The 17797-nt window shown below is 37.1% G+C and carries 18 protein-coding genes and 1 other annotated feature; of the genes, 4 read left to right on the top strand and 14 right to left on the bottom strand.

Annotated features, from left to right (window positions below):
• Positions 1–10 precede the first annotated feature (10 nt).
• The 10 genes from hisG to ilvE form a co-directional block, all read right to left on the bottom strand.
• The gene (hisG, locus tag VF726_RS01460) at positions 11–646 is read right to left on the bottom strand and encodes an ATP phosphoribosyltransferase (RefSeq protein ID WP_440165329.1); all 636 of its coding nucleotides are present in this window, start codon (positions 644–646) and stop codon (positions 11–13) included.
• Positions 622–1884: an ATP phosphoribosyltransferase regulatory subunit gene (gene hisZ / locus VF726_RS01455; protein WP_440165327.1), complete on the bottom strand. Its 1263-nt coding sequence runs from the start codon at positions 1882–1884 to the stop codon at positions 622–624. Before hisZ ends, hisG begins: the two co-directional genes overlap by 25 nt.
• 310 nt (positions 1885–2194) lie before the next feature.
• Positions 2195–2776 carry a 3-isopropylmalate dehydratase small subunit gene (leuD, locus tag VF726_RS01450; RefSeq protein WP_440165325.1) on the bottom strand — a complete coding sequence of 194 codons (582 nt, stop codon included), beginning with the start codon at positions 2774–2776 and terminating at the stop codon, positions 2195–2197.
• The gene (gene leuC, locus VF726_RS01445) at positions 2754–4148 is read right to left on the bottom strand and encodes a 3-isopropylmalate dehydratase large subunit (RefSeq protein ID WP_440165323.1); all 1395 of its coding nucleotides are present in this window, start codon (positions 4146–4148) and stop codon (positions 2754–2756) included. The genes leuD and leuC overlap by 23 nt, the downstream gene beginning before the upstream one ends.
• The gene (gene leuB, locus VF726_RS01440) at positions 4148–5212 is read right to left on the bottom strand and encodes a 3-isopropylmalate dehydrogenase (RefSeq protein WP_440165321.1); all 1065 of its coding nucleotides are present in this window, start codon (positions 5210–5212) and stop codon (positions 4148–4150) included. The genes leuC and leuB overlap by 1 nt, the downstream gene beginning before the upstream one ends.
• Before the next feature lie 77 nt (positions 5213–5289).
• Positions 5290–6810, bottom strand: a complete 1521-nt coding sequence (gene leuA / locus VF726_RS01435) for a 2-isopropylmalate synthase (RefSeq protein ID WP_440165319.1) — start codon at positions 6808–6810, stop codon at positions 5290–5292.
• 1 nt (position 6811) lies between these two features.
• Positions 6812–7822, bottom strand: coding sequence for a ketol-acid reductoisomerase (gene ilvC / locus VF726_RS01430; protein ID WP_440165317.1), 1011 nt, complete (start codon positions 7820–7822; stop codon positions 6812–6814).
• Between the two features lie 26 nt (positions 7823–7848).
• The gene (gene ilvN, locus VF726_RS01425) at positions 7849–8358 is read right to left on the bottom strand and encodes an acetolactate synthase small subunit (protein ID WP_000822949.1); all 510 of its coding nucleotides are present in this window, start codon (positions 8356–8358) and stop codon (positions 7849–7851) included.
• The gene (gene ilvB, locus VF726_RS01420) at positions 8355–10055 is read right to left on the bottom strand and encodes an acetolactate synthase large subunit (RefSeq protein WP_440165315.1); all 1701 of its coding nucleotides are present in this window, start codon (positions 10053–10055) and stop codon (positions 8355–8357) included. Before ilvB ends, ilvN begins: the two co-directional genes overlap by 4 nt.
• A gap of 73 nt (positions 10056–10128) precedes the next feature.
• Positions 10129–10356, bottom strand: a binding site (T-box leader).
• Positions 10357–10372: 16 nt separating this feature from the next.
• Positions 10373–11269: a branched-chain-amino-acid transaminase gene (gene ilvE / locus VF726_RS01415; protein ID WP_440165313.1), complete on the bottom strand. Its 897-nt coding sequence runs from the start codon at positions 11267–11269 to the stop codon at positions 10373–10375.
• 415 nt (positions 11270–11684) lie between these two features.
• On the opposite strand from ilvE, the gene VF726_RS01410 reads away from it, so the two are divergent.
• Together VF726_RS01410 and VF726_RS01405 are read left to right on the top strand one after the other, a co-directional pair.
• A complete protein-coding gene (locus tag VF726_RS01410; protein ID WP_440165311.1) occupies positions 11685–11924 on the top strand; it encodes a DUF3911 family protein in 240 nt (79 codons plus the stop codon).
• A gap of 125 nt (positions 11925–12049) precedes the next feature.
• Positions 12050–12289 (top strand): YkuS family protein, encoded by a 240-nt coding sequence (locus tag VF726_RS01405; protein ID WP_000101018.1) that lies wholly within the window; start codon positions 12050–12052, stop codon positions 12287–12289.
• 364 nt (positions 12290–12653) lie between these two features.
• Here the strand turns inward: VF726_RS01405 and VF726_RS01400 are convergent, their stop codons facing one another.
• Complete coding sequence (locus VF726_RS01400; protein WP_000608225.1) at positions 12654–12743, bottom strand: hypothetical protein; 90 nt, start codon at positions 12741–12743, stop codon at positions 12654–12656.
• A 108-nt stretch (positions 12744–12851) separates the two neighbouring features.
• Positions 12852–13319, bottom strand: coding sequence for a GerW family sporulation protein (gene ytfJ, locus VF726_RS01395; RefSeq protein WP_078419312.1), 468 nt, complete (start codon positions 13317–13319; stop codon positions 12852–12854).
• A 130-nt stretch (positions 13320–13449) separates the two neighbouring features.
• Between ytfJ and VF726_RS01390 the strand changes: the two genes are divergently transcribed.
• On the top strand, positions 13450–13818 hold the full coding sequence (locus tag VF726_RS01390; RefSeq protein ID WP_440165308.1) for an imidazole glycerol phosphate synthase: 369 nt from the start codon (positions 13450–13452) through the stop codon (positions 13816–13818).
• A gap of 33 nt (positions 13819–13851) precedes the next feature.
• Here the strand turns inward: VF726_RS01390 and VF726_RS01385 are convergent, their stop codons facing one another.
• Complete coding sequence (locus VF726_RS01385) at positions 13852–15195, bottom strand: TrkH family potassium uptake protein (RefSeq protein WP_440165306.1); 1344 nt, start codon at positions 15193–15195, stop codon at positions 13852–13854.
• Between the two features lie 1184 nt (positions 15196–16379).
• Between VF726_RS01385 and VF726_RS01380 the strand changes: the two genes are divergently transcribed.
• Positions 16380–17615, top strand: a complete 1236-nt coding sequence (locus VF726_RS01380; protein WP_440165304.1) for a dicarboxylate/amino acid:cation symporter — start codon at positions 16380–16382, stop codon at positions 17613–17615.
• 22 nt (positions 17616–17637) lie between these two features.
• On the opposite strand, the gene VF726_RS01375 is transcribed toward VF726_RS01380, so the two are convergent.
• A complete protein-coding gene (locus VF726_RS01375; RefSeq protein WP_042982698.1) occupies positions 17638–17793 on the bottom strand; it encodes a hypothetical protein in 156 nt (51 codons plus the stop codon).
• Positions 17794–17797 lie beyond the last annotated feature (4 nt).

Raw genomic sequence — 17797 nt, 5'->3', positions numbered from 1 at the left:
TTTAATCCCCCTATTTTCCTGATAAAATTTCTTGTTCCATCATGTTTATAATACTGAATATTTCGTCTTTTTTAGTTTTTAATGCAGCCTTATTTACAATCATTCGAGCAGATATAGAACACATTTCTTCAAATACAATGAGCCCGTTTTCTTGTAATGTTTTTCCTGTTTCAACAATATCAACAATCGCATCTGCCAATCCAAGAATAGGCGCAATTTCTACCGAACCTTCTATTTTTATAATTTCTACATCTTCTCCTTTGTCATGAAAATAGTTAGAAGTAATATGTGGATATTTCGTCGCAATACGTTTCTTCCGGTAGCTCTTCGCGTTATAAGTAGGAATAGAAGCAACACAAAACTTACACACACCTACTCCTAAATCCAACATTTCATAAATATCTTTCTCGTTTTCCATTAAAACATCTTTTCCAACGACTCCAATATCAGCTACTCCATGTTCCACATAAGTAGCAACATCTACTGCTTTCACTAAAATAAATGAGATATCTGTATTTTTACTTTGAAAGACAAGCTTTCTTCCTTTATTTTTGAGTTCTGAACAATCAATTCCAATTTTCTCAAAGAGCGGAATCACATGTTTTTCTAATCTTCCTTTCGTTAACGCAATTTGAATGTTACGCATGAAGTTTCTCCTTCTTTCTGGACTACCCATTTTTCTTTCCACACATATTCCACTAATGATTCATTCTTTGCCTCAACGACCGTTCCTATTTGATTTTTTCTTGCAAATTGAAAGGTGTCATTTATATTAGAGAATAAAGATAGCTCTACTTTTTTTCCGTCCTTTTGAAGTAAACTTCGTAATCGTTCCGCTTCTGCTAATCTATTTAACTCATAATGAATTATCATATCTATTCTCTTTCGTTCATATGGCTCTTGTTGATCTTGTAGTGCCTTCACAATTTGATTGACTTGCACCGCGAGTCCAACAGCCGGCCGTATTTCTCCAAAATTTCCAATTAACTCATCATATCTTCCGCCACTAACAATTTCTTCCCCAATTTCATATATATATCCTTTGAAAATAACACCTGTATAATAATCCAAATGTTGAATCATACCTAAATCAATTGATATGTAAGATCCATAGCCTAGTTTTTCAATCGCTTCATATATTTCTTTCACTCTTGCAATAGCCATTTTCATTTCATTACTTGAGGCGAGTTTTTCTGCTTCCTCAATCACTTCTAAATCCCCAAAAAGCCTTGGTAATTTCTCCAGTAATCTGACTGTTTCATCACATCGATCTAATTTCTTTTCTCTAATAAAATTTGATAGCGCAGCATAATTTTTACTTTCAATATACGTTCTAAGTACTTTCTCTTCTTCCTCATGAATAGAGAGCTTTTTTACAATACATTTATATAACTGCACTTGCCCAATCTCTATTGTAAAAGATTGTACTTTCAACTTTTGAAGTGATTGAATGACGCTTATAACACATTCAATTTCCGCTCTTACATTATCAATCCCAATAATTTCAATACCACTTTGTACAATCTCATTATATTTTCCAGTAAGAGACTCATTCGCTCGAAATACATTCCCGCTATACGTTACTTTAAGTGGCGTATCACATCTCTGCGTTCCAATCACTCTCGCTAAAGGAATTGTCATATCTGGACGCAAGACGATAATCCGTCCCTTTTCATCAAAAAATTTATACATCTTTTCTTCATCTATCGGTCTATTTTGAAAGGCAAATACATCATAAAATTCTATTGTTGGTGTCCTTATTTCTTCATAACCTCTCTCTAAAAAAGTACGCCTTAATTTTTGCTCCACTTCTTCAATTAACGTACATTCTTCGAATAAATAATCTCTCGTTCCATTTGGGTTTGCACGCTTCCATTTTGTCATCTACATTCTCACGCCTTTCCCTTTCTACTGTATGCCTATTTCATGCACCTAAACCGAAAATAAAAAGAGCCTTGTAGATAAAATATACCTACAAGGCTCTTTCGTAGCGTGTAGGTACAACGGGAATAACCCTTGCACCTACACGTTTTCACGCTAGGTTCAAGGGCTTTATGTATGATGATGTAGTTGTGTAAGCATTTTAATAGATTGCATTGTTTTCATAATACTTACTCCCTTTCTCCTCTAATTTTTACATAGTATATAATACTTCATTCTGAATGTAAATACATTTTAAATATTCCGTTATCTCTTAATATACTGCTACCCTTCTTTCATACTCTTTTATTTCTTGTTCATATTGCATCGTAATACTAATTTCATCTAAACCATTTAATAATTTGTCTTTCCACATTTTCTCGATTGTAAAATGAAACCTGTGCGTACTCGTTGTAATGACTTCATTCTCTAAATCTACTTCTATTTCTTCTCTTGCATCTGTTTTGGCAAGTTTTTCTCGCATTTCTTTATCCATTACAATTGGTAACATACCATTCTTCATACAATTCATATAAAAAATATCTGCAAACCCTCCAGCGATAATAGCGCGGAAACCATAATCAGCAAGTGCCCAAGGTGCATGTTCTCTTGAAGAACCACATCCAAAATTATCACCTGTAATTAATATACTTGCTCCTTTTCTTTCGTGTGCATTAAGCGGGAAATTAGGTTTTTCTTGTCGTTCATTATCATAACGCCACTCATCAAATAAATATTTTCCAAACCCCGTCCTTTCAATTCTCTTTAAATATTGCTTCGGAATAATTTGATCTGTATCAATGTTATCATTCATCAGTACTGCGGCAGTACCTTTATGAATAAGAAATGGCTCCATCATAACTCTCCTTTCTAGTATCAACAAAATGACCATATAACGCAGCTGCTGCCGCCATTGCTGGGCTAACTAAATGTGTTCGTGCCCCTTTTCCTTGTCTTCCTTCAAAATTCCGATTTGAAGTGGAAGCACAATGTTCTCCTTCAGGTACTTGATCTGGATTCATTCCAAGACACATGGAACATCCAGGTTCTCTCCATTCAAATCCTGCTTCTTCAAATATGCGGTGTAGTCCTTTTTGCATCGCTGCTTCCCTTACTCTTTTCGACCCAGGAACAACGAGTGCTCGCACACCTTCTTTTACCTTTTTCCCTTTCACAACAGATGCAGCAATTTCTAAATCAGAAAGCCTGGAATTTGTACAAGATCCAATGAAGACATGCTGAACTGGAATATCATACGTGCTTTGTCCAGGGCTTAATCCCATATAAGAAAATGCTCTTTCGTCATTTACATCATGCTTTTCTGGCAACCTTTCATCAATACGAACACCCATACTCGGATTTGTTCCCCACGTAACGTACGGTGCTAAATCCGTAACATCAATTGAAATATGTAAATCATACATTGCATCTACATCTGTATAAAGTTCAGACCATTTTTTCTCGAAAGTTTCATAGTCTTTCGGTACATATTTACGCCCTTTTACGTAAGCAAATGTTTTTTCATCTGGTGCGATAATACCTGCTTTTGCTCCTCCTTCAATTGCCATATTACAAAGCGTCATTCTCTCTTCCATCTCCATAGACCCAATCGTCTCTCCGTAAAATTCCATTACGTACCCAGTTCCAACTGCTACACCGTACTTTGAAAGGAGATGCAAAATAATATCTTTTGCGTAAACACCTTTCTGTAATTCTCCTTTTAACTCAATGCCCATCGCTTTCGGTTTTCTTTGCCACAGCGTTTGCGTTGCCAATACATGTTCCACTTCACTCGTACCAATACCGAATGCTAACGCACCAAACGCACCGTGCGTTGCCGTATGACTATCACCACAAACAATTGTTTTGCCTGGCTGCGTGAGCCCTAATTCTGGTCCGATAACATGAACGATCCCTTGCTCTTCATCTCCGATATCCGCTAACGGCACCTGAAATTGTTTACAATTTTCCCGAAGTGTATCTAGTTGCTGCTTCGCAATACGATCGGTAATATTCCAAACGTCTTTCGTTGGGATATTATGATCCATCGTTGCGAATGTTAAATCTGGTCTGCGGACCGTTCGATTTGTAAGCCGCAAGCCTTCAAAGGCTTGCGGTGACGTTACTTCGTGAACAAGGTGCAGATCGATATACAATAAATCTAATCCATTTTCGTTTGTCGTAACTACGTGTCTTTCCCAAAGTTTATCTAGCAAACTTTTCCCCATTATCTCCCTCTCCCTACTAGCGCTTGCTCTTCCATTTCTTGCATAACTGCCTTCGTAAATGAAGTTGTCGTTTCAGTCCCGCCGATATCTGCTGTACATTTTCCTGATTTAAGGACTGCTGAAATCGCTTCTTCAATTGCACACCCTTCTCTCGTTAATCCGAACGATTGCCCAAGCATCATCGCAACAGAGCGCATCATAGCAATTGGATTCGCCTTATTTTTCCCAGCAATATCTGGCGCTGATCCGTGAATAGGCTCGTATAATGAAGGTCCCTTTTCCGCGTGACTTGCTGATGGAAGCATTCCTAATGATCCAGCTAATACGGAAGCTTCGTCGCTCAAAATATCTCCAAATAAATTTTCCGTTACAATTACATCAAACCGTCCTGGATTCCGAATTAACTCCATCGCAGCGGCATCTACTAAAATATGTTCTAGTTCAACGTCTGGATAACGAAGTGCTACTTCTTCTGTCACATTTCTCCATAGTTTACTAGACTCTAAAACATTCGCCTTATCAATTGATGTTACTTTTTTCTTCCGCTTACTTGCTAGTTGAAAAGCATACGAAACGATACGTTCAATTTCATGGCGATGATACGTAAGTGTATCTGTTGCTACTTCGTCCGTTCGTTCTTTCGGATAAGAAAAATAAATCCCACCTGTTAACTCACGAACGACAACGAAATCAATTTCATCTGCCTTCTTTAATGGTGATAAATGTGCCGTTGCGCTTTCTACAGTTACAGGGCGAACGTTCGCAAATACACCAAGCCCTTTTCTTAAAGCTAATAATCCTTTTTCTGGTCTTTCTTTCGCACCATCCCACCTTGGTCCACCAACCGCTCCTAGTAATACCGCATCACTTGTTAAACAGGCGGCAAGCGTCCGTTGTGGTAATGGTTGCCCATTTAAATCGATAGCACTCCCGCCAAAGTACTCATCTTGCAAATGAAAATGATGCCCATATAGCCTCTCTACCATATGCAATACTTCCTTCCCACTTTCCATAACTTCTGGGCCAACACCATCACCAGCTAAACACACGATACGTTTTTCCAATTTCAACACTCCTTTTAACTGAATTTTCAGAACTTTAATTAGATAGATGAGAAATGCTTCTCTCACCTATCTAAAACTTATTTCACAAGTTGGATAAAAGATTTCAATTTTCCCGCTGCATGGACATATGCTCTCGCCGACGCTTCCAATACGTCTTGGGCGACACCAAAACCTGATACTTGATGCGTCCCTTCTTTTAATTCAACATGTACATGAGCCAGTGCATCTTGACCTTGTGTAATAGATTGTATGCGATAATCTGCCAATTCACATTCTAATCCTAAAATTCTTTGGATTGCATTGTAAATCGCTTCAATACTACCAGAACCAGTAGCTGCATCTTCGTATACATTTCCCTCCTCATCTTTTAGTACAACTGTCGCGCATTGTGTACTATTTGATACGAAATGTACTTGCAGTTGCTTAATGTTATATTGCTGAGCCGCAAATGCTGCTTCTCCAAGCATAAGTGCACGTAAATCTTCCTCCGTAATTTCCTTTTTACGATCAGCTAATTTTTTAAACGCTTCAAACACCGTATCTCTTTCTTCCGTTGTAAATTCATAGCCAAGCTCTTTCATTTTTTCTGTAAACGCGTGACGGCCAGAATGTTTTCCAAGTACAAATAAGTTTTGAGATTCGCCTACTAACTCCGGTTCAATAATTTCATATGTTGTCACTTCTTTTAGAACACCGTCTTGATGAATTCCTGACTCATGAGCGAACGCATTCGCTCCAACAATCGCTTTATTTTTCGGTACAACCATACCTGTTAATCTGCTTACTAATGTACTCGTCGCTTTAATTTCTTTTAGCGTCATAGAAGACTCTGCTTTATAGAAATCTTTTCTAATATGAAGAGCAACTGCGACTTCTTCTAACGCTGCATTCCCTGCTCTTTCTCCAATTCCATTAATGGTTCCTTCTACTTGCAACGCTCCTCCTTCAACCGCAGCTAACGAATTTGCTACAGCCATCCCAAGATCATCGTGACAATGACAAGAGAAAATTGCTTTTTCATATGAAGGAACAGATTCTTGTAAGTGCTTAAAAAGAGAATAATATTCTTCTGGATTCGTATATCCAACTGTATCTGGAATATTAATTACATTCGCTCCTGCACGAATCGCAACTTCTACTGCTTCAGCTAAAAAATCTCTTGCTGTTCTTGTCGCATCTTCTGCAGAAAATTGTACTGTCGGAAATAATGATTTCCCGAGTGTAACCGAGCGGTGAATACTATCTAATACATCTTCTTTTGACATACAAAGTTTATATTTCATATGAATATCACTCGTAGCTAAAAATACGTGTAAACGAGGAGATACAGCACCTTTCACCGCTTCATATGCTCTTCGAATATCACTTTCTTTCGCTCTAGCTAAACTCATAACTGTAGCATTTCGAATCGTATTTGCGATACGTTTTACCGATTGAAAATCCCCTTCGGAAGCTGCTGCAAAGCCAGCTTCCATGACATTAATCCCTAGTCTCTCTAATTGCCTTGCGATTTGCAATTTCTCTTGTTCATTTAAATTCACTCCTGGTGATTGTTCGCCATCACGTAGCGTCGTATCCATGAACAAAATCTGCTTCATATTACTTAACCCCTGCCTTTACTCGCGGCTGTACGAAAGGCATCATTTCACGTAATTTACGTCCAACTACTTCAATTTCATGTTCATTTTCTTTCTCATTTGTCGCATGGAAATTTGGTTTTCCTGCTTTATGCTCTGCAATCCAGCCTCTTGCAAATGTACCATCTTGAATTTCTGCTAGCACTGCCCCCATCGCTTTCTTCGTATCTTCCGTTACAACTCGTGGTCCTGATACGAAGTCGCCCCACTGCGCTGTATCTGAAACTGAGTATCTCATATTTTCAAGTCCACCTTCATACATAAGGTCAACAATTAGTTTTAGTTCATGTAAACATTCAAAATATGCAAGTTCAGGCTGATATCCGGCATCAACTAACGTTTCAAATCCAGCTTTTACTAGCGCAGTTACTCCGCCGCAAAGTACAGCTTGCTCTCCAAATAAATCTGTTTCCGTTTCTTCTTTAAATGTCGTTTCTAGTACACCAGCTTTCGTCGCTCCAATTCCATCAGCATAAGAAAGTGCCTTTTCAGTCGCAACTCCTGTTGCATCTTGATATACTGCAAATAATGCAGGAACAGCTCCGCCCTCCGCAAATGTACGTCGCACAAGATGACCTGGACCTTTTGGTGCTACTAAAAATACATCTACATTCGCTGGTGGTTTCACTTGATCAAAGTGAACGTTAAATCCGTGTGCAAAAACGAGAGAATTTCCTGCCTTTAAATTTGGCGCAATTTCCGCTTCATATACTTCTGGCTGCAGTTCATCCGGTAGTAAAATCATTACTACATCAGCCTGCTTTGCCGCTTCCGCTACTGTATATACAGAAAATCCATCTTCTTTCGCTTTATCCCAAGACTTCCCTTTCCTTAAACCTACTACTACATCAAATCCGTTATCACGTAAATTTTGCGCATGCGCATGACCTTGCGAGCCGTATCCGATGATTGCTACTTTCTTTTCTTTTAATACATTTACCGTTACATCTTTCTCATAATAAACTTTTGCCATTTTCATTTCCCCCTATATTTAAATGATTATTGAATTAACATCACTTGCTTATCTTGCTTTTTCATACTGCGTGTAAATGCTGTTACACCTGTTCTAGCAATTTCTTTCAAACCGTATGGACGAAGTAATTCAATTAACGCTTCTACTTTCTCCTGCGTACCGGTTACTTGCACAACTATGGAATCCTTTCCAACATCTATTACAGTGGCTCGAAACGGCTCAATTAAACTATATAACTCTGCTCTTGCTACTGATGTTGCAACTTTAATAAGTGCGAGTTCTCTTGCTATCATCGCTTCTTCTGTAATATCTGATACTTTCAGAACATCAATTTGCTTATGAAGTTGTTTAATTAACTGCTCCACTTGCTGTTCATTTTCAACGTGTACAACAATCGTCATCCGCGATATGTCCGATGATTCCGTATGACCTACTGAAATGCTTTCAATGTTAAAATGTCTTCGCGTCATAACACCTGTAATTCGGTTTAACACACCGCTTTGATTTCGAACTGTCGCTGTAACAATTCTCTTCACCTTTTTTCCACTCCCTCCATTTGGTGAACACCTTTCCCTGGCGCAACCATCGGCATTACCTTTTCTGATTGAAGTACACGGCAATCAATTACGACCGGCTCTTGTAATTCAATCGCCTGCTGCAATTGTTTCTTTGCAAGAAGTGGATCATCTATGCGCACTCCCTTTATGCCATACGCATTCGCAAGAGCAACGAAATCTGGTTGGCAAGGTAGTAAAGAGTGCGAATATCTTTTGTTATAAAATTCATCTTGCCATTGTCTTACCATTCCTAAAGCTTCATTATTTAAAATAAATACTTTAACAGGTAAAGAGTGTTCTTTTAACACACTTAATTCTTGCAGCGTCATTTGAAATCCAGCGTCACCGACAATTGCAATAACTAGTTCTTCAGGCTTTGCAATTTGCGCACCAATTGCTGCTGGAAATCCGAATCCCATCGTCCCTAATCCTCCTGAAGTTACCCATTTGTCTGGATTCTTCAGCGGATAATATTGTGCTGCCCACATTTGATGTTGCCCAACATCTGTTGTTACAATCGCTTCTCCCTTCGTAATTTCATATAACATATCAATTGCGTATTGAGGCTTAATACTTTCAGCGTTTCGTTTATACGAGAATGGATATTGTTCTTTTCTACTCTTTAATGAAGAGATCCATTCATGATGATTTTCTTTCCTTCCTTCTGGTTGAAGTAATACTTCCAATGCCCGCTTAGCACTTGCAACAATAGGAATTTCAGTCGGCACATTTTTTCCGATTTCTGCTGGATCGATATCAATATGTGCGACAGTCGCTCCTTTAGCAAAATAAGCTAAGTTTCCAGTAAGCCGATCATCAAATCTCGCACCTACATTAATGAGTAAGTCGCATTCATATAACGCCATATTGGCTGTGTAAGAACCGTGCATTCCTCCCATTCCTAGAAAAAGTTCGTCATCTGGCGGAAAGCCACCAAGACCAAGTAATGTATGAACAACAGGAATTTCATATTTACGCGCAAAACTTGTTAACTCTTTTGATGCTTTCGCATGTAATACACCTGCTCCAGCTAAAATTAACGGCTTATTTGCAGCACGAATTGCTTGTAATAATTTGTTTATTTGGAGTAAATTCGGTTCATAATTTGGGTTGTATCCTGGTAAATCCATTTGCACATCATTACATCGTTCTCCTTGCTCTACCACCATATCTTTCGGAAGATCGATCACAACTGGGCCCGGTCTTCCTGTTCTAGCAATATGAAATGCTTCTTTAATAATTCGAGGTAAATCTGAAGCCTTTCGCACTTGATAGTTATGTTTTGTCACCGGCATCGTAAGCCCCATAATATCCGCTTCTTGGAAAGCATCACTTCCAATTAACGTTGTTGCTACTTGCCCTGTAAATACAACAAGTGGTAACGAATCAATCATGGCATCTGCAAGACCCGTAATCACATTTGTAGCACCTGGCCCACTCGTTGCAATGACAACCCCTGGATTACCAGTAATTCTGGCATATCCTTCAGCAGCGTGAATCGCTCCTTGCTCATGCCTTGTTAAAATATGCGGAATTTCACAGTCATAGAGTGCATCATAAAGAGGTAAAACAGCACCACCAGGATAACCGAAAATTACTTCTACTCCTTCCTTTTCTAGCGATTCTAACAATAGCTGTGCACCAGTTGCCAGTTTCTCTTCCGTTTTTGAAGACATTGTTCTTATAAGCCCCCTTTTTGAAAACTTTTATCAATAAAAAAAATCCTACGTCCACACTCCAGCTATGTGCTGAAGGGACGAAAGATTTCGCGGTACCACCCTTCTTTGCAAGAATACTCTTGCCTCAGTGACCCATAAATGAGTCTAGCTAATAACGGAGCTACCGTCTAAGCCTAGACAAATGCTTCAGCTTAGCACTCAAGGGCGATGTTCGTCGACGTGAACCATCGGTTTTCAGCAACCACCGACTCTCTGTGAGGCTTCACAATCAACTACTCCTCCCTCTCAACGCTTTCTTATGTTATAAAAAGTTGTTATCCAACTTTATTTTCTTCGTAAATCTTCTCTCCATCTTCTATAACTAACTTTCGGAATTCTTCTAATAAACGATTCGTATGTGGACCCGTTTGCCCTAAACCAATCGTTCTACCATCTACTGTCGTAACAGCAATTACTTCAGCTGCTGTTCCTGTTAAAAATACTTCATCAGCTACATATACATCATGTCTTGTAAATAACTCTTCTCTAACGTCATATCCAAGTTTTTCACCAATTTCCAAAATAGCGTTTCGTGTAATACCTTCTAACGCTCCAGCAGAACTTGGTGGTGTAATTAATTTATTTCCTTTTACAATAAACACGTTATCCCCTGATCCTTCAGCTACATATCCTTGATCATTTAACATAAGCGCTTCTTGTACTCCAGCCAATTTCGCTTCGATGCGAACTAAAATATTGTTTAAGTAATTTAAAGATTTTACTTGAGGCGACAATACATCTGGACGGTTTCGGCGCGTTGCAACTGTTACAACTGGAATCCCTTTTTCATAATATTCTTGCGGGAATAAAGATAGTTGCTCTGCAATTACTACTACATTCGGTTCCTTACAAGAATCAGGATCTAATCCAAGGTTTCCTGCACCTCTCGATACAACTAGGCGAATGTATCCATTAGATAATTTATTTTGTCGAATCGTCTCAACAACAATATTCGTTACTTCATCTAAAGAATATGGAATTTCTAACATGATGGATTTTGCTGATTCATATAACCGGACAAGATGCTCTCTCAAACGGAAAACATTACCGCTATAAACTCGAATCCCTTCAAATACTCCATCTCCATATAAATAACCATGATCATATACTGAAACTTTTGCCTCGTCTTTTGGAACAAATTCTCCATTTAAGAAAATCCATTGCTCGTTCACTGGAAAGCGCCTCCTATGTTCTATGAATTTTTTATTGTTTCCTAGTTTACTCTCCTTTCTAAATAAATCAAGTGAATTTTTAGAAAATTTATAATTTTTAATCGTACGTACATCTTTGATTATATTGATTTAACAGCATTGTTAACGTTTACAAAAAGTCAAAAAATTTTTTTCGCCAATTTTCACTAAAAAAATATTTGTTTAAAAGAAGGATTTTCATCAATTGATACGAATCTATTGTATTCAATAAACGGACGTCCGTTTTTATAAATTCGGGAATATACAACGACTTTTGCTGAAAAAGGGGGAAAATAATAAAAATAACGCTGTCTAAAAATAACATTCATATTTTTCATTTCGGAATCATAATCCTATTTTTAAAAAACAATTTGTCAAAATGAAGGAGGAAATCAATATGGCGTATGTACAAATTAAAGGAACGAGACAAGAGGTAGTAGAAATGCTTCAACTATTTGATCTAATGGATACGAAAGGTTTTTGTAAATTCGATAACTATGTAGAGGTAGAACCAAATAATAAAGAACATAATAACTTTATTGCTTCAATCGATATCCATTCAAATACTTCTTCTACTCAAGATACTTTAAACGATCAATTCGTAAGTCAAATGCTTACTGGTGTATATAACGACTAAATGAAGTGATACTTTAATCAAACTCTCCGTAAATAACAGCTAAATATATGTTTCCTACCATCTTTGCATAAATATATGCGATGTACTTGTGCATACTAGCAACTAGATGGTAGGAGGTGAGAATTATGGCTAGAATTGGCGTTGAAAACTCATTAACAGATGTTCAGCAAGCCCTTCAGCAACAAGGACATGAAGTTGTTACCCTTAACTCCGAACAGGATGCACAAGGATGCGATTGTTGTGTTGTAACTGGGCAAGATTCCAATATGATGGGGATTGCAGATGCATCAATTAAAGGATCGGTAATTACAGCTCACGGTTTAACAACAGATGAAATTTGTCAGCAAGTTGAGAGCCGCACTTAAATTTCATATATAAAAAGAAAGAGGACTCCTTTTGAAAAGGAGTCCTCTTTTTTATATTCACCTAACGGGAAAGTAACATATATACTGGATGAAAGCCCTACCTCTCTCTCATCATTACGGTTCCACTGACCGCTCCTTGATTCACTAGTATACATATAAAGCTTACAAGCACAATTTATAGGGTTTGTTCACAAAAGTTGTTGGTAACATTACCCGATCTTTCGCAAACTTTTCGTATTGTATTCATAAGAGTTATTTACTTTACACTAGCTGTAACCGAGACACGAATTAAAATTTTAACACCAATACAATAACTTGTCAATATTTTTTCAAATTAAAAACAGACAGTAACGGTTTGTCTGTTTTAAAATGGAGCTTTTTCTTTTATTACATATACAACAAAGCCGCTTACTAACATACATAAGCCAACTACTAAGTTTTTGATATTAATCATAAATTCCTCTCCCTTATTCCACACATCATATATATTTAAAGTTCAATTATTCCGATCATCCTAAAGCGCACTTTTTCTAATATATCATAATTCCTAAAAAATGCAAGTTCACTTTTGACGATTATTTACAAATTTATCTACAGTGCTTGGTACAGTATTTAAAGCCTTCTCAATTAAATGCGTGCTACTATTGAGGTGCAGCACTTGCACACCGTTAGAACCAACTACTAAAAAAGCAACTGGGCTAATCGAAACCCCAGCCCCGCTCCCGCCTCCAAATGGATGACTTTGCTTGTGCTCTTTATGCTGCCCTTGTCCATTATTATGTTTTTCAGAAATAAAATCACCTTTAAAGTCACTTCCGCCAGCTCCAAAACCGAAGGCCACTTGTGATACTGTTAATACTACATTTCCATCAGCTGTTGAAACTGGGCTACCCACAATTGTATTTACATCTACCATCTCTTTTAAATTTGTCATTGCTGTTTTCATTAAATTTTCAATTGGATGTTCCATTATGTATTGCACCCTTTCCTCATTATTCTTTTTTATACTTTCCAAAATAGAGGAAGTCATACTAACTTTTCCTATTTCAAAAAAACAATTTCCACCTTTTAAATGGATATTACTCCCTGTCCATACTCGGATAAAAAGGAAAAAGAGATACATACTACTATTGAACCTTGTTATGAAAGGAGTCATGACTTTGACTGAGAAATTTGATGAGTATAAAAAAAGAGATAGCATAGATAGTGATTATAGTGACTATAAAGAAGAGTATGCAGCTGAAGTTGCACCACAGCGCATTGATTACGATGAGAAGGATCATACAGGTGATGTAAGATCCTCCGCCGCTGGATCAACTGCTGGCTTTATCGCTCTTGCTTTATCTATCTTATCACTCTTTACCTTCCCAACATTATTTGGTCTTGTTTCTGTATTACTAGGTATTTACGCTTATAATCGCGGAGCTACTGTAACTGGTGGTATCGCTGCGATCGTCGGCGGAATTGCAGCACTCATTGCAATTTTATTCCGAGTAGCACTTGTCGGATTATTGTTCTCCCTTTTTTAAAAAGAAAAAGGTATCTCGCTTATGCGGGATACCTTATCCTGTAAATACATCTTCCGATGGATATTTAATTTTTTGTTTTGCTGGTCGCGCTAAAGAAAAGACAAGTGTTAACGGACCAATTAATCCGCAAAACATAACAAACATAATGATACATTTTCCAAATGCTGATAACTTTGCAGTAATCCCCATTGTTAATCCTACTGTACCAAATGCTGAAATTGTTTCAAATAATAACTGAATAAAACTAAAGTCTTCTGTAAGCATTAATACAAATACCGCTGCAAAAATGAGTATTTGACTGGCAACAGCAATCGCTAACGCCCTCGTTACTGTCGACATTTTTATTGTGCGCTGAAATAATACGATTTCCTCTTTCTTTCTAAAAAAAGAAAGGACAGATGTAACTAAAATAACAAACGTTGTTAATTTAATCCCTCCACCTGTTGATACACTTCCTGCACCAATAAACATTAAAACCATCGTAAATAATATAGATGATTCTTCCATTCCCCCGTAGTCAACTGTATTAAATCCAGCAGTACGAGGAGTAATACCTTGAAAGAAAGAAGCCCATAACTTTTCATTTAAAGGTAAATTCCCTAACGTCTTCACATTATTATATTCCAATACAAAAATCACAATCATCGCTATCACATTTAGCACTACTGTTCCAACAATCATGATTTTGGAATGAAGTGATAATTTTCGAAAACTACGGCTATACCATATATCAATTAATACAGTAAAACCGAGGCCACCTATTACGATTAAAGAACAAATCCCAATATTAATAATAGGATCTCCTACATACCTTGTTAAATTATCCGGCCATAGAGCAAATCCAGCATTATTATAAGATGCAATAACGTGAAAAATACTATAGTATACACCTTTTCCAAAGCCAAACTCTGGAATAAAGCGAAACGATAAAAAGATGACCCCAATAAGCTCAATGCAAATTGAAAATATAAAGACACGTTTTACTAATTTTACGAGACCACCTATATTTGTTTGATTAAATGCCTCTCCAATTAATAAGCGATGGCGTAATCCGATTTTTTTGCCTAATACCCAAACAATTAAAATCGCAATTGTCATAAGACCTAGACCGCCTGTTTGAATTAAAAACATAATTACAATTTCGCCAAACATCGTAAACGTACTTGCAGTATCTACTACTCCCAATCCCGTTACAGTTGCTGCTGACGTTGCCGTAAAGAAAGCATCTACCCAACTAATATGTACTTTCGTTGCAAATGGTAACTTTAATAACAAACCGCCAACCACAATTAAGCAGAAAAAACCTAATGCTAATATTTGTGGTGGATTTAATCGTATAAAACGATTATACAGACCTTGTCTTTTTGTTACTTCCATTTCACTAACTCCCTTTTCCCCTTATAAATAAAAGCTTATAAGAAACCTTAAATAGCGGGATAAACCTTATATTCTTATAATATAGTTGAGCATAATCCTTTTTTTCCTAGTTTTCAACTTTTATTTATACTCGAACTTCATTTCATTTATGACAAGGCACTTTCTATTACATTTATTCTTACTCTACAACTCTTGTAATCATCATTTTATATGTATTGTTTCTGAAATTCTCATATCTTTCACTCTATGTTCACATGAGGGTCACATCCACCTTTTATAGTATATGTATCGGAGCTGTTCCTCCCTAATTTATAAGACATTCCCCAGTGTCTTTGAACAGCTTTCCATCCCTAATTAAATTGACATAAATTGTCCCCTTCCTTTGACCATCTTTTATATGATGGTCTTATTTTTGTTTACTTTATCCACTATTAAAAACTCCCTCTCTCTTTCACTCCATGTTCACACCTAAGTCACATCTATCTTTTATAGTATATGTATCGAAGCTGTTCCTCCCTAATTTATAAGACATTCCCCAGTGTCTTTGAACAGCTTTCCATCCCTAATTAAATTGACATAAATTGTCCCCTTCCTTTGACCATCTTTTATATGATGGTCTTATTTTTGTTTACTTTATCCACTATTAAAAACTCCCTCTCTCTTTCACTCTATGTTCACATCATGGTCACATCTATCTTTTATAGTATATGTATCGAAGTTGTTCCTCCCTAATTTATAAGACATTCCCCAGTGTCTTGAACGACTTCCATCCCTAATTAAATTGACATAAATTGTCCCCTTCCTTGACCATCTCATATGTGATGGTCTTATTTTTTTGTCTTTCTATCTTTTATCAAAAACTCCCTCCCTCTTTCACTCTATGTTCACACCCCGGTCACACTTACCTTTTATAGTATATGTATCGAAGCTATTCCTCCCTAATCTATAAGACATTCCCCAGTGTCTTTGAGTAGCTTCCATCCCTAATTAAATTGACATAAATTGTCCCCTTCCCTAGGCCATCCAATGTGATGGCCTATTTTGTTTTTCAAATACAGAATGTAATCCTCCCTACATTAAAATGAAATTTTATACAAAATATTCAGAAAATATTGTCAAAATAGGGATTTTTTCGGTACAATTAATGTAGAAAGCTATTTTACAAAAAATAAGGGGGGATTTTATTGAAACAAACAAAAGCAATCTTAATTGCATTATTTCTCGGTCTAGTTGTCGGACTCACTCTAAATTTAGCTGCACCATCCATTTTTGAACCATTAAATCAATATGTGTTCAATCCACTTGGTCAATTGTTTATACGCCTCATTAAAATGCTAGTTGTTCCTGTTGTATTCATTTCTATCGTACTTGGAGCTGCTGGGCTTGGGGACCCGAAGCAACTTGGAAGAATTGGCTTAAAATCAATTTCATTCTTTCTTGTAACTACAGCCGTTGCCATCTCTATTGCAGTTACATTTGCACTTATTATACAACCAGGATCTGGTGGTAATTTTAAAACCGAAGGGCTTAAATATGAAGGTGCAAAAACCGAAACATCTTTCGTCGATACATTGCTAAATATCGTACCAGATAACCCAGCAAAAGCGATGGCTGATGGAAACATGTTACAAATTATTGCCTTTGCCGTATTAATTGGACTTGGTATAGCTATTTTAGGAAAGCGGGTCCAAGGTATTCATTCATTACTTGAACAGGGCAACGAATTAATGATGTATCTCGTTAATCTCGTTATGAAATTAGCTCCAATCGGAACATTTGGGTTGCTTGCTTCATCCGTTGGTAAAATGGGGCTTGCAGGCGTCGCTGCGATGTTCAAGTATATGATTGTCGTTATGCTAGTACTTATTATTCACGGCGTCTTCGTCTATGGCGGATTATTAAAGGTATTAGCAAAAGAAAGCATTGTCCGTTTCTTTAAACATTTCGGACCAGTAATGGCGATTGGATTTAGTACATCTAGCTCTAATGCATCTCTTCCGTTTGCAATGAAAACCGCACAAGAGAAACTTGGCGTTCCAAAAGCGATAAGTTCTTTTGTACAACCACTAGGTGCAACAATTAATATGGATGGTACTGCTATTATGCAAGGTGTAGCAACAGTATTTATCGCTCAAGTATACGGCGTTGAACTTACATTAGCACAATTAGCTATGGTCGTATTAACTGCTGTACTAGCTAGTATCGGCACTGCGGGTGTACCAGGTGTTGGACTAGTAATGCTGACGATGGTTTTAAATCAAGTAAATCTACCAGTGGAAGGTATTGCCTTAATTATCGGTATTGACCGCATTCTAGATATGTCACGAACAGCTGTAAACATTTCTGGTGATGCAATTTGCGCAATGATTGTCGCAAAATCAGAAGAAAAATATAATACAGATCAATCTGCAGCATCTTAAATCAAAAAAGGAGTGAATTATTTCACTCCTTTTTTGATTTACTTCCTTTTTTCGAACGATATTCTTTTCCTTTATTATCATTACCAGTCTCAAATTCAGAACTAAATTCTTGCTGAAATTGACCTGATTTCGGTGAACCTTGATTTCCGCTCCCTTTACTACCATTTCGATTTGTCATATTT

It is taken from the genome of Bacillus sp. Brlt_9, assembly GCF_051948935.1.
Taxonomy (GTDB): domain Bacteria; phylum Bacillota; class Bacilli; order Bacillales; family Bacillaceae_G; genus Bacillus_A.
The sequence above is the reverse complement of the archived record's forward strand: the minus strand, read 5'-3'. Positions and strand labels throughout refer to the sequence as shown.

What these genes read in the sequence shown, in the direction of transcription:
- VF726_RS01375 (WP_042982698.1), bottom strand. Translation starts at nt 17,793, where the DNA reads ATGACAAATCGAAATGGTAGTAAAGGGAGCGGAAATCAAGGTTCACCG.
- ilvB (WP_440165315.1), bottom strand. Translation starts at nt 10,055, where the DNA reads ATGTCTTCAAAAACGGAAGAGAAACTGGCAACTGGTGCACAGCTATTG.
- leuD (WP_440165325.1), bottom strand. Translation starts at nt 2,776, where the DNA reads ATGGAGCCATTTCTTATTCATAAAGGTACTGCCGCAGTACTGATGAAT.
- leuA (WP_440165319.1), bottom strand. Translation starts at nt 6,810, where the DNA reads ATGAAGCAGATTTTGTTCATGGATACGACGCTACGTGATGGCGAACAA.
- VF726_RS01405 (WP_000101018.1), top strand. Translation starts at nt 12,050, where the DNA reads ATGGCTAGAATTGGCGTTGAAAACTCATTAACAGATGTTCAGCAAGCC.
- VF726_RS01385 (WP_440165306.1), bottom strand. Translation starts at nt 15,195, where the DNA reads ATGGAAGTAACAAAAAGACAAGGTCTGTATAATCGTTTTATACGATTA.
- leuC (WP_440165323.1), bottom strand. Translation starts at nt 4,148, where the DNA reads ATGGGGAAAAGTTTGCTAGATAAACTTTGGGAAAGACACGTAGTTACG.
- hisZ (WP_440165327.1), bottom strand. Translation starts at nt 1,884, where the DNA reads ATGACAAAATGGAAGCGTGCAAACCCAAATGGAACGAGAGATTATTTA.
- hisG (WP_440165329.1), bottom strand. Translation starts at nt 646, where the DNA reads ATGCGTAACATTCAAATTGCGTTAACGAAAGGAAGATTAGAAAAACAT.
- VF726_RS01400 (WP_000608225.1), bottom strand. Translation starts at nt 12,743, where the DNA reads ATGATTAATATCAAAAACTTAGTAGTTGGCTTATGTATGTTAGTAAGC.
- ytfJ (WP_078419312.1), bottom strand. Translation starts at nt 13,319, where the DNA reads ATGACTTCCTCTATTTTGGAAAGTATAAAAAAGAATAATGAGGAAAGG.
- ilvC (WP_440165317.1), bottom strand. Translation starts at nt 7,822, where the DNA reads ATGGCAAAAGTTTATTATGAGAAAGATGTAACGGTAAATGTATTAAAA.
- VF726_RS01410 (WP_440165311.1), top strand. Translation starts at nt 11,685, where the DNA reads ATGGCGTATGTACAAATTAAAGGAACGAGACAAGAGGTAGTAGAAATG.